31 protein-coding genes are annotated in these 22,775 nt (G+C 61.8%); 14 read left to right on the top strand and 17 right to left on the bottom strand.

Annotated elements, in window-relative coordinates; genetic code table 11:
• Positions 1-97: 97 nt before the first annotated feature.
• On the bottom strand, positions 98-1,105 hold the full coding sequence (locus tag VJS46_RS13825) for an LLM class flavin-dependent oxidoreductase (protein WP_324060650.1): 1,008 nt from the start codon (positions 1,103-1,105) through the stop codon (positions 98-100).
• Positions 1,106-1,240: 135 nt separating this feature from the next.
• Between VJS46_RS13825 and VJS46_RS13830 the strand changes: the two genes are divergently transcribed.
• Positions 1,241-1,903 carry a peroxiredoxin gene (locus VJS46_RS13830; RefSeq protein ID WP_324060651.1) on the top strand — a complete coding sequence of 221 codons (663 nt, stop codon included), beginning with the start codon at positions 1,241-1,243 and terminating at the stop codon, positions 1,901-1,903.
• A 43-nt stretch (positions 1,904-1,946) separates the two neighbouring features.
• Here VJS46_RS13830 and VJS46_RS13835 read toward each other — a convergent pair whose 3' ends face one another.
• A complete protein-coding gene (locus tag VJS46_RS13835; protein ID WP_324060652.1) occupies positions 1,947-3,338 on the bottom strand; it encodes a helix-turn-helix domain-containing protein in 1,392 nt (463 codons plus the stop codon).
• Positions 3,339-3,534: 196 nt separating this feature from the next.
• On the opposite strand from VJS46_RS13835, the gene VJS46_RS13840 reads away from it, so the two are divergent.
• The 5 genes from VJS46_RS13840 to VJS46_RS13860 all read left to right on the top strand — a co-directional run bounded on the left by VJS46_RS13840 (position 3,535) and on the right by VJS46_RS13860 (position 7,480).
• Positions 3,535-3,807 (top strand): hypothetical protein, encoded by a 273-nt coding sequence (locus tag VJS46_RS13840; protein WP_324060726.1) that lies wholly within the window; start codon positions 3,535-3,537, stop codon positions 3,805-3,807.
• Between the two features lie 79 nt (positions 3,808-3,886).
• Entirely contained in the window at positions 3,887-5,482 is a 1,596-nt protein-coding gene (locus VJS46_RS13845; RefSeq protein WP_324060653.1) for an isocitrate lyase, read from the top strand.
• Positions 5,483-5,663: 181 nt separating this feature from the next.
• Complete coding sequence (folE, locus tag VJS46_RS13850) at positions 5,664-6,284, top strand: GTP cyclohydrolase I FolE (RefSeq protein WP_324060654.1); 621 nt, start codon at positions 5,664-5,666, stop codon at positions 6,282-6,284.
• A 3-nt stretch (positions 6,285-6,287) separates the two neighbouring features.
• Positions 6,288-7,070, top strand: coding sequence for an SDR family oxidoreductase (locus tag VJS46_RS13855; RefSeq protein WP_324060655.1), 783 nt, complete (start codon positions 6,288-6,290; stop codon positions 7,068-7,070).
• Positions 7,067-7,480 carry a dihydroneopterin aldolase gene (locus VJS46_RS13860; protein ID WP_324060656.1) on the top strand — a complete coding sequence of 138 codons (414 nt, stop codon included), beginning with the start codon at positions 7,067-7,069 and terminating at the stop codon, positions 7,478-7,480. Before VJS46_RS13855 ends, VJS46_RS13860 begins: the two co-directional genes overlap by 4 nt.
• A 7-nt stretch (positions 7,481-7,487) precedes the next feature.
• On the opposite strand, the gene VJS46_RS13865 is transcribed toward VJS46_RS13860, so the two are convergent.
• Positions 7,488-8,117 carry a DNA-3-methyladenine glycosylase 2 family protein gene (locus VJS46_RS13865; protein WP_324060657.1) on the bottom strand — a complete coding sequence of 210 codons (630 nt, stop codon included), beginning with the start codon at positions 8,115-8,117 and terminating at the stop codon, positions 7,488-7,490.
• Positions 8,118-8,219: 102 nt separating this feature from the next.
• Here VJS46_RS13865 and VJS46_RS13870 point away from each other — a divergent pair, with 102 nt between their 5' ends.
• Positions 8,220-8,537 carry a 2Fe-2S iron-sulfur cluster-binding protein gene (locus tag VJS46_RS13870; protein ID WP_324060658.1) on the top strand — a complete coding sequence of 106 codons (318 nt, stop codon included), beginning with the start codon at positions 8,220-8,222 and terminating at the stop codon, positions 8,535-8,537.
• Positions 8,538-8,729: 192 nt separating this feature from the next.
• On the opposite strand, the gene rpsD is transcribed toward VJS46_RS13870, so the two are convergent.
• Positions 8,730-9,344, bottom strand: coding sequence for a 30S ribosomal protein S4 (gene rpsD / locus VJS46_RS13875; RefSeq protein ID WP_324060659.1), 615 nt, complete (start codon positions 9,342-9,344; stop codon positions 8,730-8,732).
• Between the two features lie 252 nt (positions 9,345-9,596).
• On the opposite strand from rpsD, the gene VJS46_RS13880 reads away from it, so the two are divergent.
• Complete coding sequence (locus VJS46_RS13880; RefSeq protein ID WP_324060660.1) at positions 9,597-9,917, top strand: chorismate mutase; 321 nt, start codon at positions 9,597-9,599, stop codon at positions 9,915-9,917.
• Here the strand turns inward: VJS46_RS13880 and VJS46_RS13885 are convergent, their stop codons facing one another.
• Entirely contained in the window at positions 9,918-10,292 is a 375-nt protein-coding gene (locus VJS46_RS13885; RefSeq protein WP_324060661.1) for a DUF983 domain-containing protein, read from the bottom strand.
• 77 nt (positions 10,293-10,369) lie between these two features.
• Between VJS46_RS13885 and VJS46_RS13890 the strand changes: the two genes are divergently transcribed.
• Together VJS46_RS13890 and VJS46_RS13895 are read left to right on the top strand one after the other, a co-directional pair.
• Complete coding sequence (locus VJS46_RS13890) at positions 10,370-10,642, top strand: helix-turn-helix domain-containing protein (protein ID WP_324060662.1); 273 nt, start codon at positions 10,370-10,372, stop codon at positions 10,640-10,642.
• The gene (locus VJS46_RS13895; protein WP_324060663.1) at positions 10,629-12,344 is read left to right on the top strand and encodes a SulP family inorganic anion transporter; all 1,716 of its coding nucleotides are present in this window, start codon (positions 10,629-10,631) and stop codon (positions 12,342-12,344) included. The genes VJS46_RS13890 and VJS46_RS13895 overlap by 14 nt, the downstream gene beginning before the upstream one ends.
• Positions 12,345-12,563: 219 nt before the next feature.
• Here the strand turns inward: VJS46_RS13895 and rplI are convergent, their stop codons facing one another.
• From rplI to rpsF, 3 genes are read right to left on the bottom strand one after another with little or no spacing between them, the layout of a single operon-like run.
• Positions 12,564-13,160, bottom strand: a complete 597-nt coding sequence (gene rplI, locus VJS46_RS13900) for a 50S ribosomal protein L9 (RefSeq protein WP_324060664.1) — start codon at positions 13,158-13,160, stop codon at positions 12,564-12,566.
• A gap of 12 nt (positions 13,161-13,172) precedes the next feature.
• Positions 13,173-13,397 carry a 30S ribosomal protein S18 gene (rpsR, locus tag VJS46_RS13905; protein ID WP_157217603.1) on the bottom strand — a complete coding sequence of 75 codons (225 nt, stop codon included), beginning with the start codon at positions 13,395-13,397 and terminating at the stop codon, positions 13,173-13,175.
• A 14-nt stretch (positions 13,398-13,411) separates the two neighbouring features.
• Positions 13,412-13,825, bottom strand: a complete 414-nt coding sequence (gene rpsF, locus VJS46_RS13910) for a 30S ribosomal protein S6 (protein WP_324060665.1) — start codon at positions 13,823-13,825, stop codon at positions 13,412-13,414.
• A 226-nt stretch (positions 13,826-14,051) separates the two neighbouring features.
• Between rpsF and VJS46_RS13915 the strand changes: the two genes are divergently transcribed.
• From VJS46_RS13915 to VJS46_RS13930, 4 genes are all read left to right on the top strand, one after another.
• A complete protein-coding gene (locus tag VJS46_RS13915; protein ID WP_324060666.1) occupies positions 14,052-14,507 on the top strand; it encodes a DUF2721 domain-containing protein in 456 nt (151 codons plus the stop codon).
• 18 nt (positions 14,508-14,525) lie between these two features.
• Positions 14,526-14,948 carry a 23S rRNA (pseudouridine(1915)-N(3))-methyltransferase RlmH gene (locus tag VJS46_RS13920; protein WP_324060667.1) on the top strand — a complete coding sequence of 141 codons (423 nt, stop codon included), beginning with the start codon at positions 14,526-14,528 and terminating at the stop codon, positions 14,946-14,948.
• A 4-nt stretch (positions 14,949-14,952) separates the two neighbouring features.
• A complete protein-coding gene (locus VJS46_RS13925) occupies positions 14,953-16,134 on the top strand; it encodes a murein hydrolase activator EnvC family protein (RefSeq protein WP_324060668.1) in 1,182 nt (393 codons plus the stop codon).
• 205 nt (positions 16,135-16,339) lie between these two features.
• Positions 16,340-16,468 carry an entericidin A/B family lipoprotein gene (locus tag VJS46_RS13930; RefSeq protein ID WP_324060669.1) on the top strand — a complete coding sequence of 43 codons (129 nt, stop codon included), beginning with the start codon at positions 16,340-16,342 and terminating at the stop codon, positions 16,466-16,468.
• A gap of 12 nt (positions 16,469-16,480) precedes the next feature.
• Here VJS46_RS13930 and VJS46_RS13935 read toward each other — a convergent pair whose 3' ends face one another.
• From VJS46_RS13935 to gspG, 9 genes are all read right to left on the bottom strand, one after another.
• Complete coding sequence (locus tag VJS46_RS13935) at positions 16,481-17,251, bottom strand: A24 family peptidase (RefSeq protein WP_324060670.1); 771 nt, start codon at positions 17,249-17,251, stop codon at positions 16,481-16,483.
• Positions 17,248-17,970 carry a type II secretion system protein N gene (gene gspN / locus VJS46_RS13940; RefSeq protein WP_324060671.1) on the bottom strand — a complete coding sequence of 241 codons (723 nt, stop codon included), beginning with the start codon at positions 17,968-17,970 and terminating at the stop codon, positions 17,248-17,250. Before gspN ends, VJS46_RS13935 begins: the two co-directional genes overlap by 4 nt.
• Complete coding sequence (gspM, locus tag VJS46_RS13945) at positions 17,967-18,446, bottom strand: type II secretion system protein GspM (protein WP_324060672.1); 480 nt, start codon at positions 18,444-18,446, stop codon at positions 17,967-17,969. The genes gspN and gspM overlap by 4 nt, the downstream gene beginning before the upstream one ends.
• Complete coding sequence (gspL, locus tag VJS46_RS13950; protein WP_324060673.1) at positions 18,443-19,567, bottom strand: type II secretion system protein GspL; 1,125 nt, start codon at positions 19,565-19,567, stop codon at positions 18,443-18,445. The genes gspM and gspL overlap by 4 nt, the downstream gene beginning before the upstream one ends.
• Complete coding sequence (gspK, locus tag VJS46_RS13955) at positions 19,564-20,553, bottom strand: type II secretion system minor pseudopilin GspK (RefSeq protein WP_324060674.1); 990 nt, start codon at positions 20,551-20,553, stop codon at positions 19,564-19,566. The genes gspL and gspK overlap by 4 nt, the downstream gene beginning before the upstream one ends.
• Positions 20,550-21,167 (bottom strand): type II secretion system minor pseudopilin GspJ, encoded by a 618-nt coding sequence (gene gspJ, locus VJS46_RS13960; RefSeq protein WP_324060675.1) that lies wholly within the window; start codon positions 21,165-21,167, stop codon positions 20,550-20,552. The genes gspK and gspJ overlap by 4 nt, the downstream gene beginning before the upstream one ends.
• Positions 21,164-21,640, bottom strand: a complete 477-nt coding sequence (gene gspI, locus VJS46_RS13965; RefSeq protein WP_324060676.1) for a type II secretion system minor pseudopilin GspI — start codon at positions 21,638-21,640, stop codon at positions 21,164-21,166. Before gspI ends, gspJ begins: the two co-directional genes overlap by 4 nt.
• Entirely contained in the window at positions 21,633-22,109 is a 477-nt protein-coding gene (locus VJS46_RS13970) for a GspH/FimT family pseudopilin (RefSeq protein WP_324060722.1), read from the bottom strand. Before VJS46_RS13970 ends, gspI begins: the two co-directional genes overlap by 8 nt.
• A gap of 139 nt (positions 22,110-22,248) precedes the next feature.
• The gene (gspG, locus tag VJS46_RS13975; protein ID WP_324060677.1) at positions 22,249-22,773 is read right to left on the bottom strand and encodes a type II secretion system major pseudopilin GspG; all 525 of its coding nucleotides are present in this window, start codon (positions 22,771-22,773) and stop codon (positions 22,249-22,251) included.
• Positions 22,774-22,775: the final 2 nt, after the last annotated feature.

Below are 22,775 nucleotides of genomic sequence, written 5' to 3' on the forward strand. Positions count from 1 at the left end.
TGTCCTGCCCTGTTTGACGGACTGTTAGCCAATCAAGCGGAATGTGCCAGACGGCTATTTTGGCTGTTCCGGTTCGGCACGGCGGGCAGGGCAAAAGTTAACCGCCTGCCGGGCTCCCATGAAGCGCGCTCACCGCTTCCATCGCAATGCTGTAGGATCGTTTGCGCGCCTCATGGTCGAACATCTGGCAGGTAATGATGATTTCGTCGGCGCCGGTCTGGCCGATGAAATTTCGCAGGTCCTTCTGGACTGTTTCGCGCGTCCCGATGGAGGCGCAGCGCAGGAGGCCATCGGTGATTTGCCGCGCATGGGGAGCAAGGCTGTCATAATAGCCCGACACCGGCGGGGGCAGTTTACCGGGCCTCCCTGTGCGGAGCGCTACCATTGCCTGCTGCCAGGAGGAGGCGAGATGATGCGCCTCCTCTTCGCTTTCCGCGGCGAATATGCCGTAGCCCAACATGACGCGGGGCCTGTCGAGCTGCGGCGAAGGCCGGAATTTCTCTCGATAGAGCGCGATCGCCTCATCCAGCGCGTCGGCAGCAAAATGCGAAGCGAAGGCATAGGGCAGGCCAAGCAGCGCCGCCAGATGCGCGCCGAAAAGGCTTGAGCCCAGTATCCAGATTTCCACTTCCTCTCCGGCGCCCGGAACGGCAGTGATGCCAAGCTTGGGATCGTCGGCGAAATAGGCCTGCAGTTCCATCACATCGCGTGGAAACTGGTTGGGATCGGTTTGAAGATTGCGGCGCAGCGCCATGGCGACCCGCTGATCGGATCCGGGTGCCCGGCCAAGCCCCAGATCGACGCGGCCGGGGTACAGCGCTGCCAGCGTGCCGAACTGTTCGGCGATGACCAGCGGCGCGTGGTTGGGCAGCATGACGCCGCCCGCTCCGATGCGGATAGTGGACGTGGCCGCTCCGGCCTGCGCGATCACCAGCGATGTTGCTGAGCTGCCGATCCCGGGCATGCCATGATGTTCCGCCACCCAATAGCGCTTGTAGCCCAGCGCCTCGACATGACGGGCAAGATCGGCGGCGTTGGCGAGGGCAGCGGAAACATTGCTGCCCTCCGTCACCGGTACGAGATCGAGAACGGAAAAATCGGTCATCGGGCCGATATTGGGAAGAGGCGCCTCTCACGCAAGCCGAAAGGCGCACTGGAGCAAACCATGAGGTCAGGATGGCACGAAAGCGCGACTCATGTTAATCTCCATTCCTTCCCGGAGCATTGAAGGAGAGGTGCTATGGCCCTGCGCATTGGCGACGTTGCTCCCGATTTTCATGCGGAGACAACGCACGGTCCCATCAATTTCCATGATTGGCTGGGCGACTCATGGTGCGTCCTGTTTTCGCACCCAAAGGACTTTACGCCGGTCTGTACGACCGAGCTTGGATATCTGGCGAAGCTGCAACCGGAATTTGAAAAGCGCAATTGCAAGGTGATCGGCCTTTCGGTGGACCCGGTCACCGACCATCGCGTCTGGCTCAATGATATTGAAGAAGCCACCGGCGGGCATGTCGATTATCCGCTGATCGGCGATCATGACCTTGCTGTCGCAAAGCTCTATGACATGCTGCCCGCTGATGCAGGCACGACGTCGGAGGGGCGCACTGCAGCCAATAACCAGACCGTCAGAACCGTGTTCCTGATCGGCCCGGACAAGCTCATCAAGGCGATGCTGGTCTATCCCATGAGTTCGGGACGCAATTTCGATGAAGTCCTGCGTCTGCTCGATTCCTGCCAACTGACGGCCGAGCATAAGGTTGCGACGCCCGTGAACTGGAAGGAAGGCGAAGACGTCATCATCGTGCCGGCGGTCAGCAATGAGGAAGCGCGCGAGCGGTTTCCCGAAGGCTGGACGACAGTGAAGCCCTATTTCAGGGTCGTGCATCAGCCCCATCGCTGATCTCTATCCAGGAATTGACCGGCCGGTAATGGACATCGGCCGGTCAGCCGGTCACAAATTCAAACGGGCTCAAACCCCGTTCGCGCTCGCTGAAGGTCAAGGTCCGGCCCCTGGGCGGAGAAGACCGTTGCGGGCAGGCGGAACGGGTACATGCGGGACAACCAAGGCCGATGGGCATCGCCCTGCCGGATTCAAGGTCAAGGCCGCTCGCATCGACCAACGGGGAGGCAAGATTTGCCTTCAGGCCCAGGCCAATGGCGAACATGGCATTGATGCCCGCTCCAAATCCATGGCCTTGCACTGTTCGCGACAGGGTGAACCAGCGTTCTCCGCTCTCAAGCTCGACCAATTGCCTGCGAATTTCGCCGGGCCGCTCAAAGGCTGCATGGATTGCCCAAAGCGGGCAGCGTCCTTCCGCCTCTGCGAGTTCCGCGCCCGATGCGCCGGCATAGCGTTTCGATACCTGCCCCGCCCGGTCGATGCGCAACATGAAGAAGGGCAGCCCGCGCGCGCCCACGCGCTGGAGCGTGGTCAGACGGTGCGCGAGTTGTTCAAAGCCTGCGCCAAAGCGGCGCTGAAGCAGAAAGAGGTCATAGCCGCTTGCCTCGCAAGCCCGGAGAAAACGGGCATAAGGCATCATGATCGCCGCGGCGAAATAGCTGGTCAGATGCCGGCGGAAGAACCGCTCTGCCGTCCGTTCGGCAAAGCCCGCGCCACCGACGAGCGCCTCGATTTCCTCTCGAGCTTCAATCTGTCCAAGGAGGAAGGCGGCCTGGAATGTCCGCGATGCCGGGTCGAGCATCTCGGAGAGCTGCAATTGCCGCGCGTGCAGGTCCAGCCGCCGCAGCCGGTCCGGCATGACTTCGGCGGGCAGGATGCGGATGGCAAGCTGATGCTTGATGCGCAGGCGTTCGGCAATCGCGCCATAGAGGTCGCCAGCCCCAAGGCGCAATTCGTCCGCGAGTGCTTCGGCCTGGGCGTCGAGGTCAGCAAAATGGTTGCGCCAGCGTTCGATCTCCTTGCGCACCAGCGTGACTGGCCCCGTTTCGCCAGTGCCTTTCGATGGCGTCCCGCCTTCCGCCATGCGGTCGAACAGGCGCGCAAAGGCTTCTGCTCCGCCCGGCGCGGCCGCCAGCCATTCCTCAATTTCGGTGCGATCGATCTGAAGATCGGCGAAGATGGGATCGGCGAGGCGGCGGCGAAGCCCGTCTATGCCTCCGCCCGGCACATCGTCCGTCAGCGTACGGGGATCAAAATCGAAACGCTCCGCCAGCCGCAGCATCAGGGCCGCGCTCAAGGGCCTTTGATTGCGCTCGATGAGGTTCAGGTAGCTGGGGGAGATGTCCAGCGCGTCGGCCAGTGCGATCTGCGTCATCGAAGCCCTGCGGCGAAGGCGCTTTACGGCATGTCCGGCGAAGAGTTTCTGATCGGCCATTTTTTGGTTCCGGCACTTAACTGATTGGAGATCCGTCGCTCTTGCAGTGGCAGCGGCCCCCCGCTTTTCTCTCAAAGCTTAGGGAGAGAAGCGGGCCCCCTGCCTGGGCAGGGACAAGGAGATTTGCGCGACAAGTGGATAGCATCCTGTTTCTTCTTTGTAAATAATTTACAACATTACTAAGGCGTAGCGGAATTTGAACACCATCTCTCCACAATTTTTTACAAAACTGATGGCGCGAATCCCTCCGCGGCCGCATTTCTCTTTCAACGCCACCGCACAACGCGGCAGCGAAGATGCAAGGAGAAACAAGATGACCGAGCAGCAGGAACGACCCCGCGCCGTCTTCTCCACGGAAGACTTCGCGCTGATGAAGCAGGCCGTGGCCCATTATCTCAAGGAAGTTCAGGATAAGCCTGAATCCAGCAAATACAGCGCCCTTTATCATCGTCTGGGGCGCTTGGCCTGATCCAAAATCATTTCCGGGAGGAAAGTCGATCCGCCGCCTGGCCTCGGGCGGCGGGTCCGTCTACGCGAAGGAGCATATTGTGAGCTATTCCGATCAGATCGCCCATCTCAGCCAGCTTATTAAGGGGTTCAACGGCACCTGGGACGGTATTGACGCCGAATCCGCCGCCCGCATGCAGTTGCAGAACCGGTTTCGCACCGGCCTCGACATTGCCCGCTATACCGCAAAGATCATGCGCCAGGACATGGCGGCTTATGATGCCGATCCCGCCAACTACACCCAGTCGCTGGGTTGCTGGCACGGCTTCATCGCGCAGCAGAAGATGATTGCCATCAAGAAGCATTTTGGCTCAACCAAGCAGCGCTACCTTTATCTCTCCGGCTGGATGGTGGCCGCGCTCCGCAGCGACTTCGGTCCGCTGCCCGACCAGTCGATGCATGAGAAGACGTCGGTACCGGCTCTCATCGAGGAGCTTTACACCTTCCTCAAGCAAGCCGACGCCCGTGAACTCGGCATGATGTTCCGCGATCTCGACGCCGCGCGCAAGGCCGGCGATCAGATCAAGGCAAAGCAGCTCCTGACCGCCATCGACAATTACGAAACCCATGTTGTCCCCATCATCGCGGATATCGACGCGGGTTTCGGCAATGCGGAAGCGACTTACCTGCTCGCCAAGAAGATGATCGAAGCGGGAGCTTGCGCCCTCCAGATCGAAAATCAGGTGTCGGACGAAAAGCAGTGCGGCCACCAGGACGGCAAGGTCACTGTGCCCCATGAGGACTTCCTGGCGAAGATCCGCGCCTGCCGCTACGCCTTCCTTGAAATGGGTGTTGAGGACGGCATCATCGTCGCCCGGACCGACTCCCTTGGTGCTGGCCTTACCAAGCAGATCGCCTTCAGCCGCGAGCCCGGCGACATTGGCGACCAGTATAACAGCTTCCTCGACTGCGAAGAGATTGCTGACATTGCCCAGGCCAATGGCGACGTCATCATCAATCGCGGCGGCAAGCTGATGCGCCCGAAGCGCCTGCCGAGCAACCTTTTCCAGTTCCGTCCCGGGACCGGCGAGGACCGCTGCGTGCTCGACTGCATCACCTCGCTTCAAAATGGCGCGGACCTGCTCTGGATCGAGACCGAGAAGCCGCATATCGAACAGATTGCGGGCATGGTCGATCGCATCCGCCAAGTCATTCCCAATGCGAAGCTGGTTTACAACAACTCGCCTTCCTTCAACTGGACGCTGAACTTCCGCCAGCAGGTGTTCGACCGCTGGCAGTCGGAGGGCAAGGACGTGTCGGCCTATGACCGCGCCAAGCTGATGAGCGTCGACTATGACGGCACCGATCTGGCCGCCGAGGCCGATGAGAAGATCCGCACCTTCCAGCGCGACGCAGCGAAGCGGGCGGGCATTTTTCACCACCTCATCACGCTGCCGACCTATCACACCGCTGCGCTGTCGACCGACAATCTGGCGCGGGAATATTTCGGCGAGGCCGGGATGCTGGGCTATGTCCTCAATGTCCAGCGCCAGGAAATCCGCCAGGGCATCGCTTGCGTCAAGCACCAGAACATGTCGGGTTCCGACATCGGCGATGACCATAAGGAATATTTCGCGGGCGAAGCCGCCCTCAAGGCTGGCGGCATCCATAATACGATGAACCAATTCGCAGCATAGCTCCCGCTGCATCCGAACTTTCCTGGGGAGGAAAGACCTGCCCGCCGTGAGGACACTCGCGGCGGGTATTTTTTGGTCGCATCATATCGGCAAGGAATGCATTCGCGCACTGGCCTTTTCCGGCTTTGCACCCCATATGGCTCCTCAGCAATGGGATTGACCGGACGAGGGGACAGCAGCCTTGGCTTATTCAGTCAACGATGAGGATGGCGATATTGTTGAAGCGCCAGCGAAAATTCCTGTACCCGGAGAGGTTCAGGATGCTGTTCGAACGTTGATCCGTTGGGCAGGCGACGATCCTGAGCGGGAGGGCCTGCTGGATACGCCCAAGCGCGTGGCGCGTGCCTGGAAGGAATATTGCCAAGGCTATTCCGAAGATCCTGCGCAACATTTGAACCGGGTGTTCGAAGAGGTCGGGGGCTATGATGAAATCGTCCTGTTGAAGGACATTCCTTTCCAGTCGCATTGCGAACATCATATGGCTCCGATCATCGGCGTGGCCCACATCGCCTATTTGCCCCGCGATCATGTGGTCGGAATCTCGAAGCTCGCCCGGGTTCTTCACGCTTTCGCGCGCCGTCTGCAGGTGCAGGAGCGGCTGACGGCGGAGGTGGCGGACTGCATCTGGGACTATCTGAAGCCGCAGGGTGTGGCCGTCGTCATTGAAGCCACCCACGCTTGCATGACCGCGCGGGGCGTCAGGACTCCGGGCGTCACGATGAAGACGAGCCGCATGATGGGCGTCTTCCGCGAGGATGAGAAAAGCCGCGAGGAAGTGCTGGCGCTGATGGGCGTGGGCTGAGCCATGACGGGAGCGGACAGACCGCTCAAATATGTGCTGGTTACCGGCGCGGCACAGAGGATCGGAGCCGTTATCGCTAGGACCCTGGCCGCGCAGGGCTATGGCGTGGTGATCCACTATCGCCGTTCCGCCACCGCAGCGAAGGCCTTGCAGGCGGAGTTGCTGGCCGCTGGAGGTCGTGCCGTGCTGTGCGATGCCGATCTTGCCGATCCGGCTGAAGCGGAAACGCTCATTGACCGTGCAGCGATCGCCCTTGGCGAACCACTCTACGCTTTGATCAATAATGCTTCCCTTTTCGAGTTCGACCGCGCCGGAACGGTAAGCAGGGGCAGCCTGGAACAGCATTTCCGCACCAATTTGATGGCTCCGGTGCTGCTGGCGAGACAATTGGTGGAGCAGCTGCCGCAAGGCGTGACAGGCGCTATCGTCAACCTTCTCGACCAGAAACTGGCCAATCCCAACCCGGACTTTTTCAGCTACTCGCTCAGCCGCTATGCGCTTGCAGGCGCGACCACCCTGATGGCCCAGGAGTTTGCGGGACGATGCCGGGTAAATGCCGTCGCGCCGGGCATAACCCTGCCGAGTGCCGGTCAGAGCGAAGCAGAATTCCAATCGGTCGCCGCCTATAATTTGCTTGGGCGGGTGTCTTCGCCCGAGCATGTAGCCGCGGCGGTAGGGATGTTGCTAAACAGCCCGGCAATCAACGGACAATGCATTTGGGTGGATGGAGGACAGCGCTTCATGGATCAACGCCGCGACGTCATGTTTCTGGGCGGGCAAGCATGAGCCTCTTGTTCCGTTTCCTGCCGCAGGGCGTCGATATTGCCCATGCCTATGTGACGCGTCTGGAAAATTACACGGTCGGCATGTTCCTTGGCATTCACGCCCATGAGCTTGAACGGCCGCAGCCGGTGCTCATCACGGTGGAAATGCTTTCCTTATATGACGGGCCGGTGGGGGATGAGATCACACAAGTGGTCGATTATGATTTCCTGCGGCTCGAAATCGGAAAATTGGCCAGCGCGCAGAAATTCGCGCTTCAGGAACATTTCTGCGACCGGGTGGCGGCGCTGTGCTGGGCTTTCCCGCCGGTCATCGCTGTGGCGGTCGAAAGTACGAAGCCCGATATCTATCCGGATGCCGCGGTCGGATGCCGTATTGTTAGATTAAGGGACGCTATCGCCTCCAGTCAGTAAACTGGGATCAAACCGGCATTCCCAGTCCCTTATTATTATAGTGATGCCAGGCCATGATGGCGGCGGCGCCGCGATGCGGGCGCCAGGCTTCGGCCAGTGCTCGAGTGGCCTTTTCACTCGGCCGTTCCGGTAAGCCCAGGATACGGCCCACTTCGATCTGGACGGCCAGATCGCCCGCGGGCCAGATGTCGGGCCGCCCCTCGGCGAACAGCAGGTAAATCTCCGCCGACCAGCGGCCGATTCCCTTGACTGCTACCAGGGCGGCAATGGCCTCCTCGTCATCTTCCGGCAGACTGTGAAGGTCAAGCTCACCTGAAGTCACCAGTTCTGCAAGGCTCCGGGCATAGCCTTGTTTCTGCCGTGACAGCCCGCAGGCTCGTAGACAGTCGAAATCCGACGCCAGCAGACGATCCGGGGCGCAACCGGTGCCAAGCAGCGCCTCCAGCCTGTCCCAGACTGCGGACGCCGCTTTGACGCTGACCTGCTGGCCGACAATGGTGCGAAGCAGGGTCTGGTAACCGGGAGGACGGATTCGCGGCTCGGGATAACCGACGCGGCCCAGAGCCGCGCCGAATCCCGGTTCCAGCGCGGCAAGTGCATCCATGGATGTCCTCAGTTGTTCCTGGCTCAATCCCATAAAATCCCTCGTTTCAGCCAAGTCAGGTGAAGGCCGCCACTTTGGCTTGATTTATGCGCATCGCCCCCTATTAGCGGCTGAGTGCGAATTTAGGAGGGCTTAATGCCGAAAATAACGGTGGTGACCCGTGAGGGTGAGGAAAAGACGATCGAGGCCGAAGCTGGTCTGTCACTCATGGAAATCATTCGTGACAATGGTTTTGACGAGCTGCTGGCGCTGTGCGGCGGATGCTGCTCCTGTGCCACTTGTCACGTCCACGTCGATCCGGCTTTCGCGGACAAGCTGACTGCCATGACCGATGATGAGAATGATCTTCTGGACAGCTCCGATCACCGCAACGAATATTCCCGCCTGTCCTGTCAGATCAATTTCGGTGAGGAACTGGATGGCCTGAAGGTCATCATCGCGCCGGAAGACTGAGTTCCTTCCCTTGAGGAAGAAAGGGGAGCGGCGGTTTCGCCGCTCTTTTTTTGTGCCCTGCGTATTGGCTGTGCTCTTGTGAGGACGGGAACCCGCCCCTCCAAAAGCAACATCGCCCGACGCCAACAGTTTGCCCCAACAAAAAAGCGGCCCCGAAGGAGGCCGCTTTCCTGTCCATCCCGGAAAATCCGGTCAGCGCGAATAGAATTCGACGACCAGATTGGGTTCCATCCGCACGGGGTAAGGGACCTCGTCCAGCGTCGGCACGCGGACATAGCTGACCTTGGCGGTGCCGTCCGGCGCCACATAATCGGGAATGTCGCGCTCAGCGAGGCTCTGCGCTTCCATCACCAGGGCCATTTCCTGCGCCTTCTTGCCAAGGCTGATCTCGTCGCCCGGCTTCACAAGGCGGCTGGCAATGTTGCACTTGACGCCATTCACATAGATGTGGCCGTGCGAAACGAGCTGACGCGCGGACCAGATGGTGGGCGCGAACTTGGCGCGATAGACGACCGCGTCCAGGCGGCGCTCAAGCAGGCCGATCAGATTCTGGCCGGTGTCGCCCTTCATGCGGGCGGCCTCGATATAGGCCTTCTTGAACTGCTTTTCGGTGACGTCGCCATAATAGCCCTTAAGCTTCTGCTTGGCGCGGAGCTGAATGCCATAGTCGGACATCTTGCCCTTGCGGCGCTGTCCGTGCTGGCCGGGGCCATATTCACGCTTGTTGACGGGAGATTTCGGGCGGCCCCAGATGTTTTCACCCATCCGGCGGTCGAGTTTGTACTTGGCGCTGGTGCGCTTCGTCATCGGTAATTCCTTACAATTGCCACAACGTCTTATCGCCTTCCTGTTCCGAAAACCGTCCGGCTTCGGGAAAGGCAATGGTTCTTCCCGGTATTCCGCGCTACCCGAGCCAGGTCAGGCAGGGCCACCGCTTCACCGGGGTGCGGGGCCAATTGCGAAGGGGTGCCTATGACGGGGGAGGGCACTGGAGTCAAGTCCCATCCCCTCGGCCATTTCCCGGCTCGACAGGGGCGCAGGCGATGCTAAGGCGGCACCATGCAGAATGAGCCCGTCATTGCCGCCGATCAATGTCAGACCATGCGTGAAGTCCGCGCCGGGGTGGACGCACTGGACCGCGAGCTGATGCTGCTGCTTGCGCAGCGCTTTGGCTATATGCGGGCCGCGGCCAGGATCAAGACCGGCCGCGATATGGTGCGGGATGAAGCGCGCAAGGCAGAGGTCATCGCCAATGTTCGCGCCGAGGCGGTTGGACTGGGCCTTCCCGGGGATCTGGTGGCCGACCTCTGGGAGAGGCTGGTTGAAGCATCCATCGCCTACGAACTCGAAGCGTTCGATAGCAATGGCAGGCGAGGCTGATCAGCTATTTTGGAACCCGTGCATCCGCCGGGACCATTGGAAAGCGATCACCGCGCCCTTGGCTGGCTGAATCATCAGCAGGGCCAGCACTGCCGTCAGGGCAGGCCAGAACAGCATCTGTGCCCACAGGGGCACGTTGAAGATCATGTTCACCTCAATGAGAACCGGCACGATGATGTGCCCGAGCAGCAGGATGACGAGATAGGCCGGGAAATCGTCCGCCTGATGCCCCTCCCAGTTCTGGCCGCAATGATCGCAACTCTTCACGGGCTTCAGGAAGCGGGAAAAGAGCGGCGCCTCGCCACAGGAGGGGCACTGGCCGCGTAATGCGCGTTGCAATATCGGCAGGAACGGGCGATCTTGAGCCTGGGTCATGGCGCTTGCCATAAAGCAATCGACGGGATATATCAACGTGCATAATTGATGTATAAAACATCAATATGGATGCTTGAATGATAACATCGGGACAGCTTCGCGCGGCACGGGCGCTGCTGGGTATTGACCAGCGGGGGCTGGCTGCGCTGGTGGGCGTGTCGCTGCCCACGGTGCAACGCATGGAGGCGTCGGGCGGCATTGTCAGGGGAAATGTCGACACGCTGACGAAGATCGTGACTGGTCTGCGGGCGGCAGGAATCGAGCTGATCGGTGACGATGTGCCCAGCAGTGGCGGCGGCCGCGGGGTTCGCCTGATCATGCCTGGAGGAAGGCAGAATGCCGATTTTTGAAAGCTGGCTAGACCGAACGGGCCGCGCTCACCCGCCGGATCCTTCCCCGGCGCAGTCTGTCCGCGCTTCTCATGAACGCTTCCTGCCCAAATTGGCGACTGTCCTGGCGGAAGGATATGGGTGGAGGCAGTTGCAAGCCGATGCCATGGCCGGTTTGACGGTAGCGGTCGTGGCCCTGCCTCTTGCCATGGCTCTCGGAATTGCGAGCGGGGCGTCGCCGGACAAGGGCCTGATCACCGCCATAGTCGCGGGCTTCCTCATTTCCCTCTTGGGCGGTTCCCGCGTCCAGATCGGAGGCCCCACCGGCGCCTTTGTGGTCGTGGTGTTCAGCGTCATCGCGAAACATGGCTATGACGGGCTCGTGCTGGCGACGCTGCTCGCCGGGATCATCCTGGTCATTGCCGGCTATTCGCGGCTGGGCGGGCTTATCCGCTACATTCCAGCGCCGGTCGTGACGGGTTTTACTGCTGGCATAGCCGTAATTATCGCTACCACTCAGATCATGGATCTGGCTGGGCTTTCCATCCCCGATGCTCCAGCGGACTTCCTGCCCCGCTGGCAGGCCTATTATCAGACGGCGTCCACCTTTGACGGACCGACGCTGCTGCTGGGATTGGGCTGCCTTGCCATGATCCTGTTGCTGCGCCGATTCGCGCCGAAATTGCCTGCCTATCTGCTGGTCATCATGATGGCGGTCCTGGCCGTGCGGCTTGGCGGGCTGGACGTCGCAACCATCGGATCCCGCTTTCCGGCCTTGCCAGCGGGTATTCCCATGCCATCCTTGCCGAGCTTCGGCTTGGAGAAGCTGGTTGAGGTGCTTCCGGCCGCCTTCACCATAGCCTTCCTGGCGGGAATAGAGGCGTTGCTTTCGGCGGTGGTAGCGGACGGCATGACCGGATACCGGCACCGCTCCAATCAGGAACTGGTGGCGCAGGGCGTCGCCAATGCGGGATCGGCGCTGTTCGGCGGCTTGCCCGCTACCGGAGCAATTGCCAGGACCGCGACCAATGTCCGCAGCGGCGGCACGAGTCCCATTGCGGGCATGGTTCATGCCCTTGCGCTGCTGCTCTTCGTCCTCTTTGCGAGCGATCTCATGAAGCTGGTGCCGATGGCGGCGCTCGCCGCAGTCCTGCTGATGGTCGCTTGGGGCATGAGCGAGGCAGGCCGCTTCGTCAGCCTCCTGCGGATCTCAGCGGATGACCGGGCAGTGCTGCTCATCACCTTCGGACTTACGGTGCTGGTGGACCTCACGGTGGCGATTGGCGTCGGTGTGACCTTGGCCTCGCTCATGTTCATGGCGCGCATGGCCCGCACAGTGCAAATCAGCACTTTGTCCGATGATATTGCGGAAGAACCGGGGCAACGCGAAGGGCTTCCAGAGGGGGTCGAAGTCTTCCGTATCACTGGCCCGTTCTTTTTTGGCGTTGCTGGCGAGCTGGTCGAGGTGCTGAAGCGGATCGACCGCCCTCCCCGGGCGATCATCCTGCGGATGGAGGAGGTGCCCTATCTGGATTCCAGCGGCCTTGTGGCCCTGGCGGAACTCCGCCGCCAATGCGCGCGGCTTGGAAGTGCTGTGATCCTGTGTACCAGCGAGGACGATCTGCTGGGGAGGCTGGCGCATATCGAGGCACATGGACCAGCGGCGCCGCTTGTGCTGGCGGAAAGTTTTGAACAGGCGCTTGTGCTGGCGGCGGGGGTTTAGGGCGTCATGCGTTTAATCTGAACCAAGCCCGCTCAGGACAGGCTTCGACAAGCTCAGCAGCCGTGTTGGGTGTCAAGGCCGCCAAGGTCTCTCTTGTTGGATTATCGTCCTTGGGATGAATCCATCCCGGCGTGGAGCGCGAACGAAGCGCTACCCATTCCCGCAAAAAAGCCGCCCATCCGAAGGTGGGCGGCTTCTTCATGCGACCCTGAACAAGGCTCAGGCTTCTTCGGAACGCTCCTCGAACACCTCGGCGGCAATTTCGCCGGGTTCCGCATTCGGGTCATATTCTTCGGTGAAGCCGGCTGTCTCCTTCTCGAACAGCTCTGCCATCACATCGACGCCTTCCTTCTGAAGCTCTGCTTCCTCAGGCGAACGGGCGACGTTCACCTGAACGGTGACGGCGACTTCCGGGTGCAGCGCGATGCGCACGTCGAAGAGGCCCAGCGTCTTGATCGGGCGCTCCAGCACCACCATCGACTTGTTCACCGCCGCGACGCCATCGGCATGCAGCGCGTCGACAATGTCACGAACCGAAACCGAACCGTAAAGATGGCCCGCGTTCGATGCCTGGCGGATCAGGACGACCTGCTTGCCCTCGACGTCCTTCGACGCGGTCTGGGCGTCGGTGCGCTTGGCTGCATTGTCGGCTTCGATCTGTGCCCGGTTGGCTTCGAAAACCTTGCGGTTCGCCTCATTGGCGCGCAGCGCCTTTTTGTTGGGGAGCAGATAATTGCGCGCATAACCGTTCTTCACGGTGACGACATCGCCAATGCCGCCCAGCTTCTCAATGCGTTCGAGCAAAATGATTTCCATGGGTTCTGCTCCTCACTTCACGATATAGGGAAGCAGGCCGATATGGCGCGCGCGCTTGATGGCCTGCGCCAGTTCGCGCTGCTTCTTGGCGGAAACCGCGGTGATGCGGCTGGGAACGATCTTGCCGCGTTCAGAGACAAAGCCCTGAAGCAGGCGGACGTCCTTGTAATCGATCTTCGGCGCATCCTTGGCGGCGAAGGGGCAGCTCTTGCGGCGGCGGAAAAATGGGCGTGCCATGGTGCAGGATCTCCTTATTCGGCGTCAGCGTCGCGGCTACGGCCGCGGCCTTCGCCATCACGTCCACGGCCTTCGCCGTCACCGCGCGGGCGGCGCTCGCCGCGCTCGCTCTTGCGCATCATGACCGAAGGACCGGCTTCCAGTCCCTCGACCTTCACGGTCATGTAACGGATGATGTCTTCGTTGATCTGGGTCTGGCGCTCCAACTCGGCGACCACGCCAGCGGGCGCGTCGATGTTGAGCAGCACATAATGTGCCTTGCGGTTCTTCGCGATCTTGTATGCGAGGCTCCGCAGGCCCCAATTCTCGGTCTTCATGACCTTGCCCTGATTGCTTTCCACAATCTGGGCTGCCTGCTGTGCGAGCGCGTCCACCTGGGCCTGAGCCAGGTCCTGACGCGCAAGAAATACATGCTCGTAAAGCGGCATGGTTTCATGCTTCCTTTATTTGGCCGATCGCTGACGCCGCCCCATGCGGACGTCCCTCCGGCTATCGTCTTCATTCAATAAATCAGGGGCGAAGAGTCGCGCCCTTCACCCCGGATCGGCGGCCTATGACGGAATTTGGCGGGAAAGGCAAGAGCTGCCCTGATTTCCCAATCGGCCAGATGATTCCATCTGGCTCCAAATCACTCCAGGCCCTATCACTCGGCCCATGGAAACCGTGACCCTGATTGCACAGACCATCCAATTGGCGGTCGCGCCTGTCTTTCTTCTCGCCGGTATCGGCGCGTTCCTGAATGTCTGCGCGGGCCGGCTGGCGCGGGTGATCGATCGCGCCAGAATAGTTGAAAAGCTGGTGCTTCAGACGGCAGGGGAGGAGCATGATCGCCTGGTAAATGAAATAAGGAAGCTCGACTGGCGCATGTCTGTGGTGAACGGCTCCATCTTCCTCAGCGTCGCCAGCGCCATCGCCGTCTGCCTTGTCGTCGTGCTGCTGTTTTCGGCGCAGCTTTTCGACGTTCACATGGGGCAGGCGGTGGCACTGCTTTTCATCATCGCGATGCTGCTGATGATCACCGCGCTATGCACCTTCCTCGTGGAAATCCGCCTTGCTTCCCGGACCATCCATATCCGCAGCGAGGTGCTTTACCATCAGGCTGCGGAATGACCGGATAGGAACGGGGCCGTGCAGCTTCACATCATCGCGCGCGGCAAGATTGGCCGCTGCCCCGAAGCGGAGTTGGTCGACCGCTATCTAAAACGCATAAGCTGGCCCGTGAAAATCAGCGAAATGCCCGACAAGGGGGGCAAGGTCCCTCCGGCCCCGCCCGCTTGCGTGACTGTGATGCTGGACGAGAAGGGGGAGCAGCTTTCATCGATGGCCTTCGCCAGGAAGCTTGAAGGCTGGCGCGACCAGGGAGTGCGGGAATGCCGGTTCCTGATCGGCGCAGCCGACGGCTTTGATGATGCCGAGCGGAAAGGGGCAGACCTGCTCATCGCCTTTGGCCGCGCCACCTGGCCGCACATGCTCGCAAGGGCAATGCTGACCGAGCAATTATGGCGCGCGACCAGCATCCTTTCCAATCACCCCTATCACCGCGAAGGATAGGGGTATGAGGTGCCCGCTTTTCTTGCTGATGCTGGCCGCACTGGTCATCGCCGCGCCCTCTCATGCTCAAAGCCTCGCCGATGAGCAGCAGGCGCTGATTGCAGCCAAGAAGCAGGCGCAAGCCGCCCGGCAGCGGAGCCAAAGGCTGAAGCGCGAAGCGGGAGAGGCGCGTGAGGAGGCGGAGCGGGCGCGGCGACAGGCGGCGGCGCTGGCGGCGGGCATTCAGGCGGCGGAGGCCGACATTCAGGCGGCGCAGGCCCGCGTCGCCATCATTGCACGGCTGCAGCGCGCCCAGAATGCGCGGCTGGCCGAGCGGCAGGAACCCATTGTCCGCCTGACGGCCGCGCTGCAATTGATGGCGCGGCGGCCACCGGCAACGGCGCTGGTGCAGCCGGGGTCGATTTCGGATCTGGTGCATTTGCGCGCTGTCCTTGCCAATGTGCTGCCTTTGATCCGGGCACGCACGGCCGGCCTTCGCGCTGAATTGGAAAAAAGCCGCCAGTTGCGCGCAGACGCCGATCAGGCGCGCGCCTCGCTCGTCGCTGGACGCTTGGCGCTCGCTGCCCAACGGACGGAGCTGCACAAAATGGAAATGCGCAAACGCTTTGCCGCGCGCGCCCTTGCCAGCACCGCCAATCTTGAAGCGGACAGAGCGGTGGCTTTGGGCGAAAAGGCCCGTGACATCGTCGACCTGATGGACCAGTTGCGTGTCGCGGGCAATGTCCGTGAAGAACTCGCCCTGCTGCCGGGGCCATTGCTTCGCCCCTCAAGACCGGGGACAATGGGGCTGCCTAAAGCAGGGATGCAGACGGTGCGGCGGGGACCGCCAGCCTATCGGATGCCGGTGATGGGTGAGGTAGTGACGGGTATGGGCGAACTATCCGAAGCCGGTGTCCGGGCGCGGGGGCTCACCATCGCAACGCAGCCGCTGGCGCAAGTCGTGGCGCCTACAAGGGGCCGTATTGCCTTTGCCGGCAAATATCGCGGCTATGGGGAGATCGTGATCATCGACCATGGCAATGGCTGGACCAGCCTGTTGGCAAATCTGGACCGGCTGAGCGTGGATGTCGGTACGGTGGTCCGGCAGGGGGATCCGATTGGTTCAGCAGGACAGGGCCGCCCCAGGGTCCTTGTAGAACTTCGCCGCAACGGCCGCCCGGTGAACATCGCTGCGCTGCTTGGGTGAGAGGGACCGGGCGAAAGCGAGGGCTTTCGTCTGACCTGATTTCCGTCGTCCCTGCCTTCGCAGGGACGACGGTATTTCCTGTCAAACGCAGCAAAGACCAACGCACGCCGCTGTCACCGTTCGGTTCGGGTGCGGCACATTATTCATTAGACTGAAAGCCGCGCCCGGCTATAAGCTGCGGCGTGGATCAATTGGGACCGAAAAGATGAGAAAAACCGTTGTAGTCGCAGCTCTTTCCATCGCCATGACGCTGCTTGCCGCCTGCAATACGGTGAAAGGCGTAGGACGAGACATCGAGTCCGTTGGGCAGGCCGGCGCGGAGGCTATTGACTAGGCCCGCCGGGTTTCAGACCAACCCCAATAGCTGCCCCGCCATCCAGGCAGGAATAGCTGCAATCGCCAGAAAAGTGCCAAGCGGCACATGGGTGGTGGAGGTCACTTCGCCGCCTCGCAGGGCGTGCAGCAAGGCTGTGAGCAGTGCGGCAAGGCTGGCGATGAGCAGCACCAGGGGCAGAACCTGCCAGCCAAGCCAGGCGCCCAGGGCTCCGAGCAGCTTTGGGTCGCCTCCCCCCATGCCTTCGCGGCCGCGTAGCCAGCGATAGCCAATGGCGATCAGCATAAGGCCGCCATAGCCTGCCAGCGCTCCGATGATCCTGTCCGTCAACGGCACGGGATTGACCCACATCGCCAGGGTGAAGCCCAGAAAGGCGAGCGGCAGCGTGAGTGCGTCGGGCAGCCAGAAATGGCGATAGTCCAGCACGGCAAGGGTGATGAGCAACCAGGCAAGGATAGCCCAGCCCAGCCCCTCTATACCCGGCGCCAGCCCCAGCAGGATGGCGCCCGCCGCCGCGCAGCCCAGCTCAACCTTGAGGTGGAGGAAGTCGATCGGCGCCGCGCATGTCCGGCACTGTCCACGCTGCACCAGGGCGCTGAGCAGGGGAACAAGCTCAATGGCGCTCAACGTACGGCCGCAGGCATCGCAGGCCGAACGGCCGGTCAGAACCGAGCGCCGCTCTGGCCAGCGCAGGATCAATGTGGCGAGAAAGCTGCCGATGATGGCTCCCAGGACAAAGCCGCAGAGCGGCCAGAACCAGAGCGGAAGCTGATGGGGACTCACAATCTGCCGCTGAGCCTCAGCACATAGCCGCCCGGCGCCTGGACGAAGCCGTTGCCGGTAAGGGCCGTCACCTGATTGGGGTCGCTGGCGCGCACCAGCAGTTCCGCGCTGTAGCTGCCATTGCCTTCGACACGCAGGTTCAGCTTTTCCATTCCCGACTGGCTGACGAGCGGCAGCAGCAGGGCGGTCCCGTCGCAAATCGCCTCGCCCGACAGGCCTTGAGGCAGATCAAGGCCGGGGATCAATGAAGCGACATGCGCGGTCACCCGTCCTTCGGCATGGATGCAAGCGTTGCCGGCGAAACGGACGCTGACATCCTGAAATCCAAGCCCGCTGACGGGCAGGGGAGCAAAGCTTTCGCCAGCGCCGATATTGGCCGTGACATCGTCGATGCCGAAGCTGCTGCTGTTGACGCTGACCGCGCCCTTCAGATCATCGGGTCCGCCGGTCTGCCGCTTGAAATCCATGCGCGTGCGCCCGGCAAATAGTTGGAGCGGCGAAAGCCGCGCCTCCACATTGCCCAATGGAATATCGCCCAGCTTCAACTGTTCGATGCTGCCCAACCACACGCCTCCGTGAATGGCGCGTGCGGACAGGCCATTTTCCTGAAGCGCCAGCATGTCGAAGGCAAGGCGCAGCGGAAACAGAGCCAAGAGCGCAAAAAGGAAGGCCAGCAGCAGGAAAAGGCGGCGGCGGGCCGGCAGAAGGAGCGCCATCATCGCGCCGCCACCCTCAATATGCCGGTGGCGCTGACGATATTTCCGCCCGCGGGCTGAACGCTCAGCGATTCCACTTGCACTCCCTGCGCTTCCAGAGAGGCGAGCCAGCCGAAAAAGGCCGTTGGCCGCGCGGACCCAATGGCGATGCTGACCCGGCCTTCGCCCTGCGGTTCATTGCGGTCCAGCGTGAAGCCGGTCTCGGCGGCGCTCTGGCTGATCAGCACGTCAAGCGCGGCATTTTGCGATGGCTTGCGATGCCCCGACAGGCCTTTGATCGCATCCACCCGGGCGCGAATGGCTCCGTAGCGCTCAATAGCGGCGACGTGGTTCGCCTTGGCGGAGGCAAGGCCGCCTTGGACCGGACGCAGAATGCCAAGCCACAAGAGCACAAAGGCGAGCAGCACCAGCATGGTGCCGACCAGCCATTTCTCGCGGGTGGAAAATGCTTCCCACCTTTCCCGAAGCCGGCCCATCATAGCGCGCGCACCGTCACATCGGCGAGCACCTGCCCGCCCTGGCCCTGCTGGGATGTGGCCGTGATCGTGAACCCTGACTCCTGCAAGGCGATCAGCACGGGGTTGATGTCCTCCGCCCTGGGGGCTGAGAGGGTGACACGAAGGGTTCCATCGGCGGCCTGGTTCATATTGGCGATGCTGACATTGGAAGCTCCCCGCATCGCCGCATAAAGACCTGCGGCAGGGCCGGAGAAAGCAAGTCCGCCGCCGCCCAGTTCGGCAAGGCGAGCGTCAAGTTGCGTTTGCGCTGCCGTCGCGTCCGTGACGCTGGGCAGCACAGTCTTGGCGAGAGCTTGGCTTTCCGCATCCACTGCGCCTGCGGCAAGATTATATTTCATGATCATGATCACCGCGATCAGCAGGCTGCAAAAGGCAATGAAGCCGATCATCGCCGCCAGCCTGCGCACCAGCGCCCAGTCGAGCGGCCGTTTGCCGCGCTTGGCGAAATCGCCCTGGCGCAGATTGAGCGCCGGGGCGGCAAGCGCGGCTAGGGCTGCGCGATTGATGACCTCGGGCGTTATGTCCCGGACCGCGGCTTCCTCCATGATCAATGGTGCCAGCGGGTCGGCGGCCGCAAAGGCGCTGTCGGGGCCACGGACGACCTCTTCACCTCCAATGATCCCCCGGACAAAGCCCTCTTCCGGGTGCGGCAGCAGCAAGGCGGCGGGAAGGATGACGTCCGGGTCCACGCCGCGATGCTGGGCCCAGAGCAGCCAGTGTGCCATCTGTTCCCTGGAAACGACAGCAACGTTGTGACGCTCCTCGGCATCCCCCGATTCCGCCGTCGCGACATGAAGCGTTTCGGGCGAGCCAATGCTGTTGTCGAGCGCCAGCAGGCGCGCCGCCGCTCGTCCCTGGCGGGGGGGAAGGTCAGGAAAATCCGCCCAATGCAGCGTGGTGCGACCCACCGGCGCGACCAGCATGACGCGGGCGTCGGCCGGCATCTCCGAAAGGCCTGTGGCGCTCAGCCAGTCATTGCCGGCGCCATGCTGCACCATTTCCCCATTGACGACGCGCATCCAGAGCGGGTCAGCCTTTTCATGTTCGGGAATGGAAATGATAAAACCGTCGGCCCCGCTCAACCTGCTTCCCCCCATTGGCGCAGGATCAGCCTTGCCGGTTTCTCTCCTGCATCGATCAGCGCCTGTTCGGTCAATTCGGCGTCCCCCAGCTCGACCAATATGTCGAGTCGAAAATAGCGGCTTGTCAATTTTACCTGAGCCGAAGCTTCGGCGTCGGGCACGATCTTCACCCTCGCCGGCAAAGCCCAGAAACTGACGGTGCTCCCATAGCCCTCGGACGGCCGCTGCGCCAGCATTTGACGCGCGTTTTCGAGCGTCAGTTTTCCCGGTATCAGCATTGCAAAGAGCGGTGCTTGCTCCGGCATCAAAGTGTTCACATTGAGGGGGGACAGGTCGGTCGTGGGCAGGGCGCAGACCCAGGGGCGAAGGGCCGCATAAATCTGCGGCGTGACGCCGTTGACGGTGCGCAACTCGCTGGCCTCCAGAAGCGGCCGGTTGGGTGTGCGGTAGGGCTTTGCAAGACGTGCATAAAAGTCGTCCTCGGCTCCGCCCGGAATCGCCTGACTGTCGCTATCGATCCAGTCAGCGAGCGAAGCAGCCACCAGGGCAGCCTCCTGCGGAGCGATGCCGAGCAATTCCATCAGCGCCGTGAACTGACTGATGCCCAAGGGCCGTATCTTCAGATTGTCCGCCTTGTCCCCGGCCACAACGCTGTTCAAATTGAAGCAATTGCCCCCATCCACTACGCGCGCCGTTGCGATCCCGCCGGGTATCGGCAAACGATTGGTGCGGCCCTGCCAGTCCCCTTCCAGCGTGGTTCTCGCCTTGTTGCGGTTCACCAAATCCTCGATGCGCGCGATGGATATGGTCTCTGCCGCAAAGGCATAGGCCCGCCCCTGATCAAGCGCGCTGCTGTTGCTGGCAAGGCGCGTGGCGAGTGTCAGCCGCTCGAGCGCCGCCGCTGCAATCACGGACATGATCGCGACGAGCAGCAGTACGGTGAGCAGCGCCGCACCTCGCTCGTTCCGGGAAGGAAAACCGTTCATTCGGCCGCCTCTATGGGCTCGGCCTTCGCTCCGGGTCCGACCAGGAACATCAAGGTCAGCGGCGGCTGGCCTTCCCGGGTGACACGCATCTCCACCGCCCGGGGGAGCAGGTCGGCCTGGCTCGGCTGCCAGTCATCCCTCCAGGCCCCACTCTCATCGCGATAGCGAAAGCCGAGCTGCGTCACGCCTTCCAGCAGGACGGCCGGCTGGTCCGGTTCGCTGCCGTCGATCATGGGATAAGTCAGGCGCTCAAGGCGGCCCTGCGACAGCCAATATTCCACCTTCTGCAAGGTGGAGCGGGGGGCATTGTCGAGATTGCTCCAGCCGCTGCGCACAAACAGCAGAAGAGCGCGGCCTTCATCCCGCTGACCCCAGAAGGCGGGGACGTTCATCCCTTCTGCATTGCGGCTGATGCGCGGCAGCGCCTGGGCAAGGTCCGCGCTCATGGCCGCGCTGGCGCGCTGGACCACCGCCATGTCATCGAGATGCCGCTTGACCGCGCCTTGCGCGTTGACGCTGCCGCTGAGCAGCATCACGCCGGCAGAGGCGAGCAGTCCGAAGATCAGCAGCGCCACCATCAGCTCGATCAGCGTAAAACCACGTTGACCCTTCACTTGGCGGGCCTCACGATGGTCAGGACATTGGGCGACCGGCCGAGCGGCCCGTCAACGCGGAGGTCGATCTGCATGATCCGGGGATCGTCCGTCATCTTGGCTTCACGCGTCCAACGCCAGCTCTGCCCGGCATTTTCCACCTGGCCCTGTGCCTCACCAAGGCTCGGCGGTGCAGGGTCGGACAGCAACTCGACCGCCAGGTTACGGGCGACGATCTGGCCTAGAAGTTTCTGGTCGAGGTCTGCCGTGGAGGAAAGGGTGAAGCCCTGGAGCCGCAACAGGGCGAGCGCGGCTAGGCTGAAAACCGCCAGCGCCACGAGCATTTCGATGAGGGTGAAGCCTCTCTCTTTCCTGAGCCGCCCGTCATCCCCGCGAAAGCGGGGATCCATTTCCTTTCCATCCTCGGCCTCGATCCGAGGGACAAGATGGGTTCCCGCTTCCGCGGGAATGACGAAGACATGGCGTTTACGCACCGATCTCGACCTTTCCATTAAGGCCGATGCTGATCGAAACCTGCTGCCCGCCTCTCACCAGCCTTATTGTCAAAGGCTGGCTCGCCAGCCCGGTGCTGTCGAAATAAAGCCGCTCGCGCCCTGCCTGGCCGACTATGGCTGTCGTGCCCTCTCGCCAGTTTGCAGCAGTAAAGGGCGTGTCGCGCATTTCCAGCCATTGCCCGCGACTTCGCTCAGAAAAGCCATAGCCCGAGGCCGAGACCCAGAGCGACATCGGGCGCGACTGCAAGACGGCGTTGTCGCGAGCGGCCAAGGCTCGCGCCGCGAACCGCTCAGCGTCATTCATGACGCGCCCGCGCTGGTCGGGGATGGTGAGAACGACGGTGGCGGACATGAGACCGATGATCACGATCACCACCATCAGTTCGACCAGGGTAAAGCCGCGCTCGCCCGATGCCGCCGTTCCATTTTTCTCAGGAGTTTTGCTCAGACATGAAACCTTAGTCCGTTTGGGCTGAGCCTGTCGAAGCCCTTCTCCTTTTCTTTTCCGATCTGCGAGGAAAAAAGGGACAAGCTCATGGCAAACAGCTTCGTTATGCAAGGGGCCCGCTTTCGCAAAGGCGGTTCCCTTAAATATCGCTGGAATAGATATCGGCATTCTCATTCTCGCCGCCCGGTGCTCCGTCGGCGCCCAGCGAATAGATGTCGAAGGCGCCCTTCCGCCCCGGATTGGCATATTGATAGGCACGGCCCCAGGGATCGGCTGGCAGCTTCTTGATATAGCCACCGCTCCGGTAACGCGCAGGTTGCGACAATGCGGCGGGCGGCGCCACCAGCGCCTGCAGACCATCAGCGGTGCTTGGATAGGTAAGATTGTCGAGGCGGTACATCTCGAGTGCCTGGCTCAATGTGGAAATGTCAGCCTTTGCCTTTTCGACCATGGCCCGGTCCTGGCTCGGAAGCACATTGATGACGACGACAGTCGCCAGAAGGCCGATGATGACGATCACCACCATCAACTCGACCAGGGTGAAGCCGTTTTTCCGCAAGTCCTTCGCCGTCCGGGCGGAGCTTGCCGAAGTCTTTTCCTGTTCTTCAAAGGCATGGGAGGGCTTCGGCAAAAACAGCCCGAGCGGAAATCTGGAACGGTTCATAA

The sequence above is a fragment of the Rhizorhapis sp. genome (assembly GCF_035276005.1).
In the GTDB taxonomy this organism is placed as follows: Bacteria; Pseudomonadota; Alphaproteobacteria; order Sphingomonadales; family Sphingomonadaceae; genus Rhizorhapis.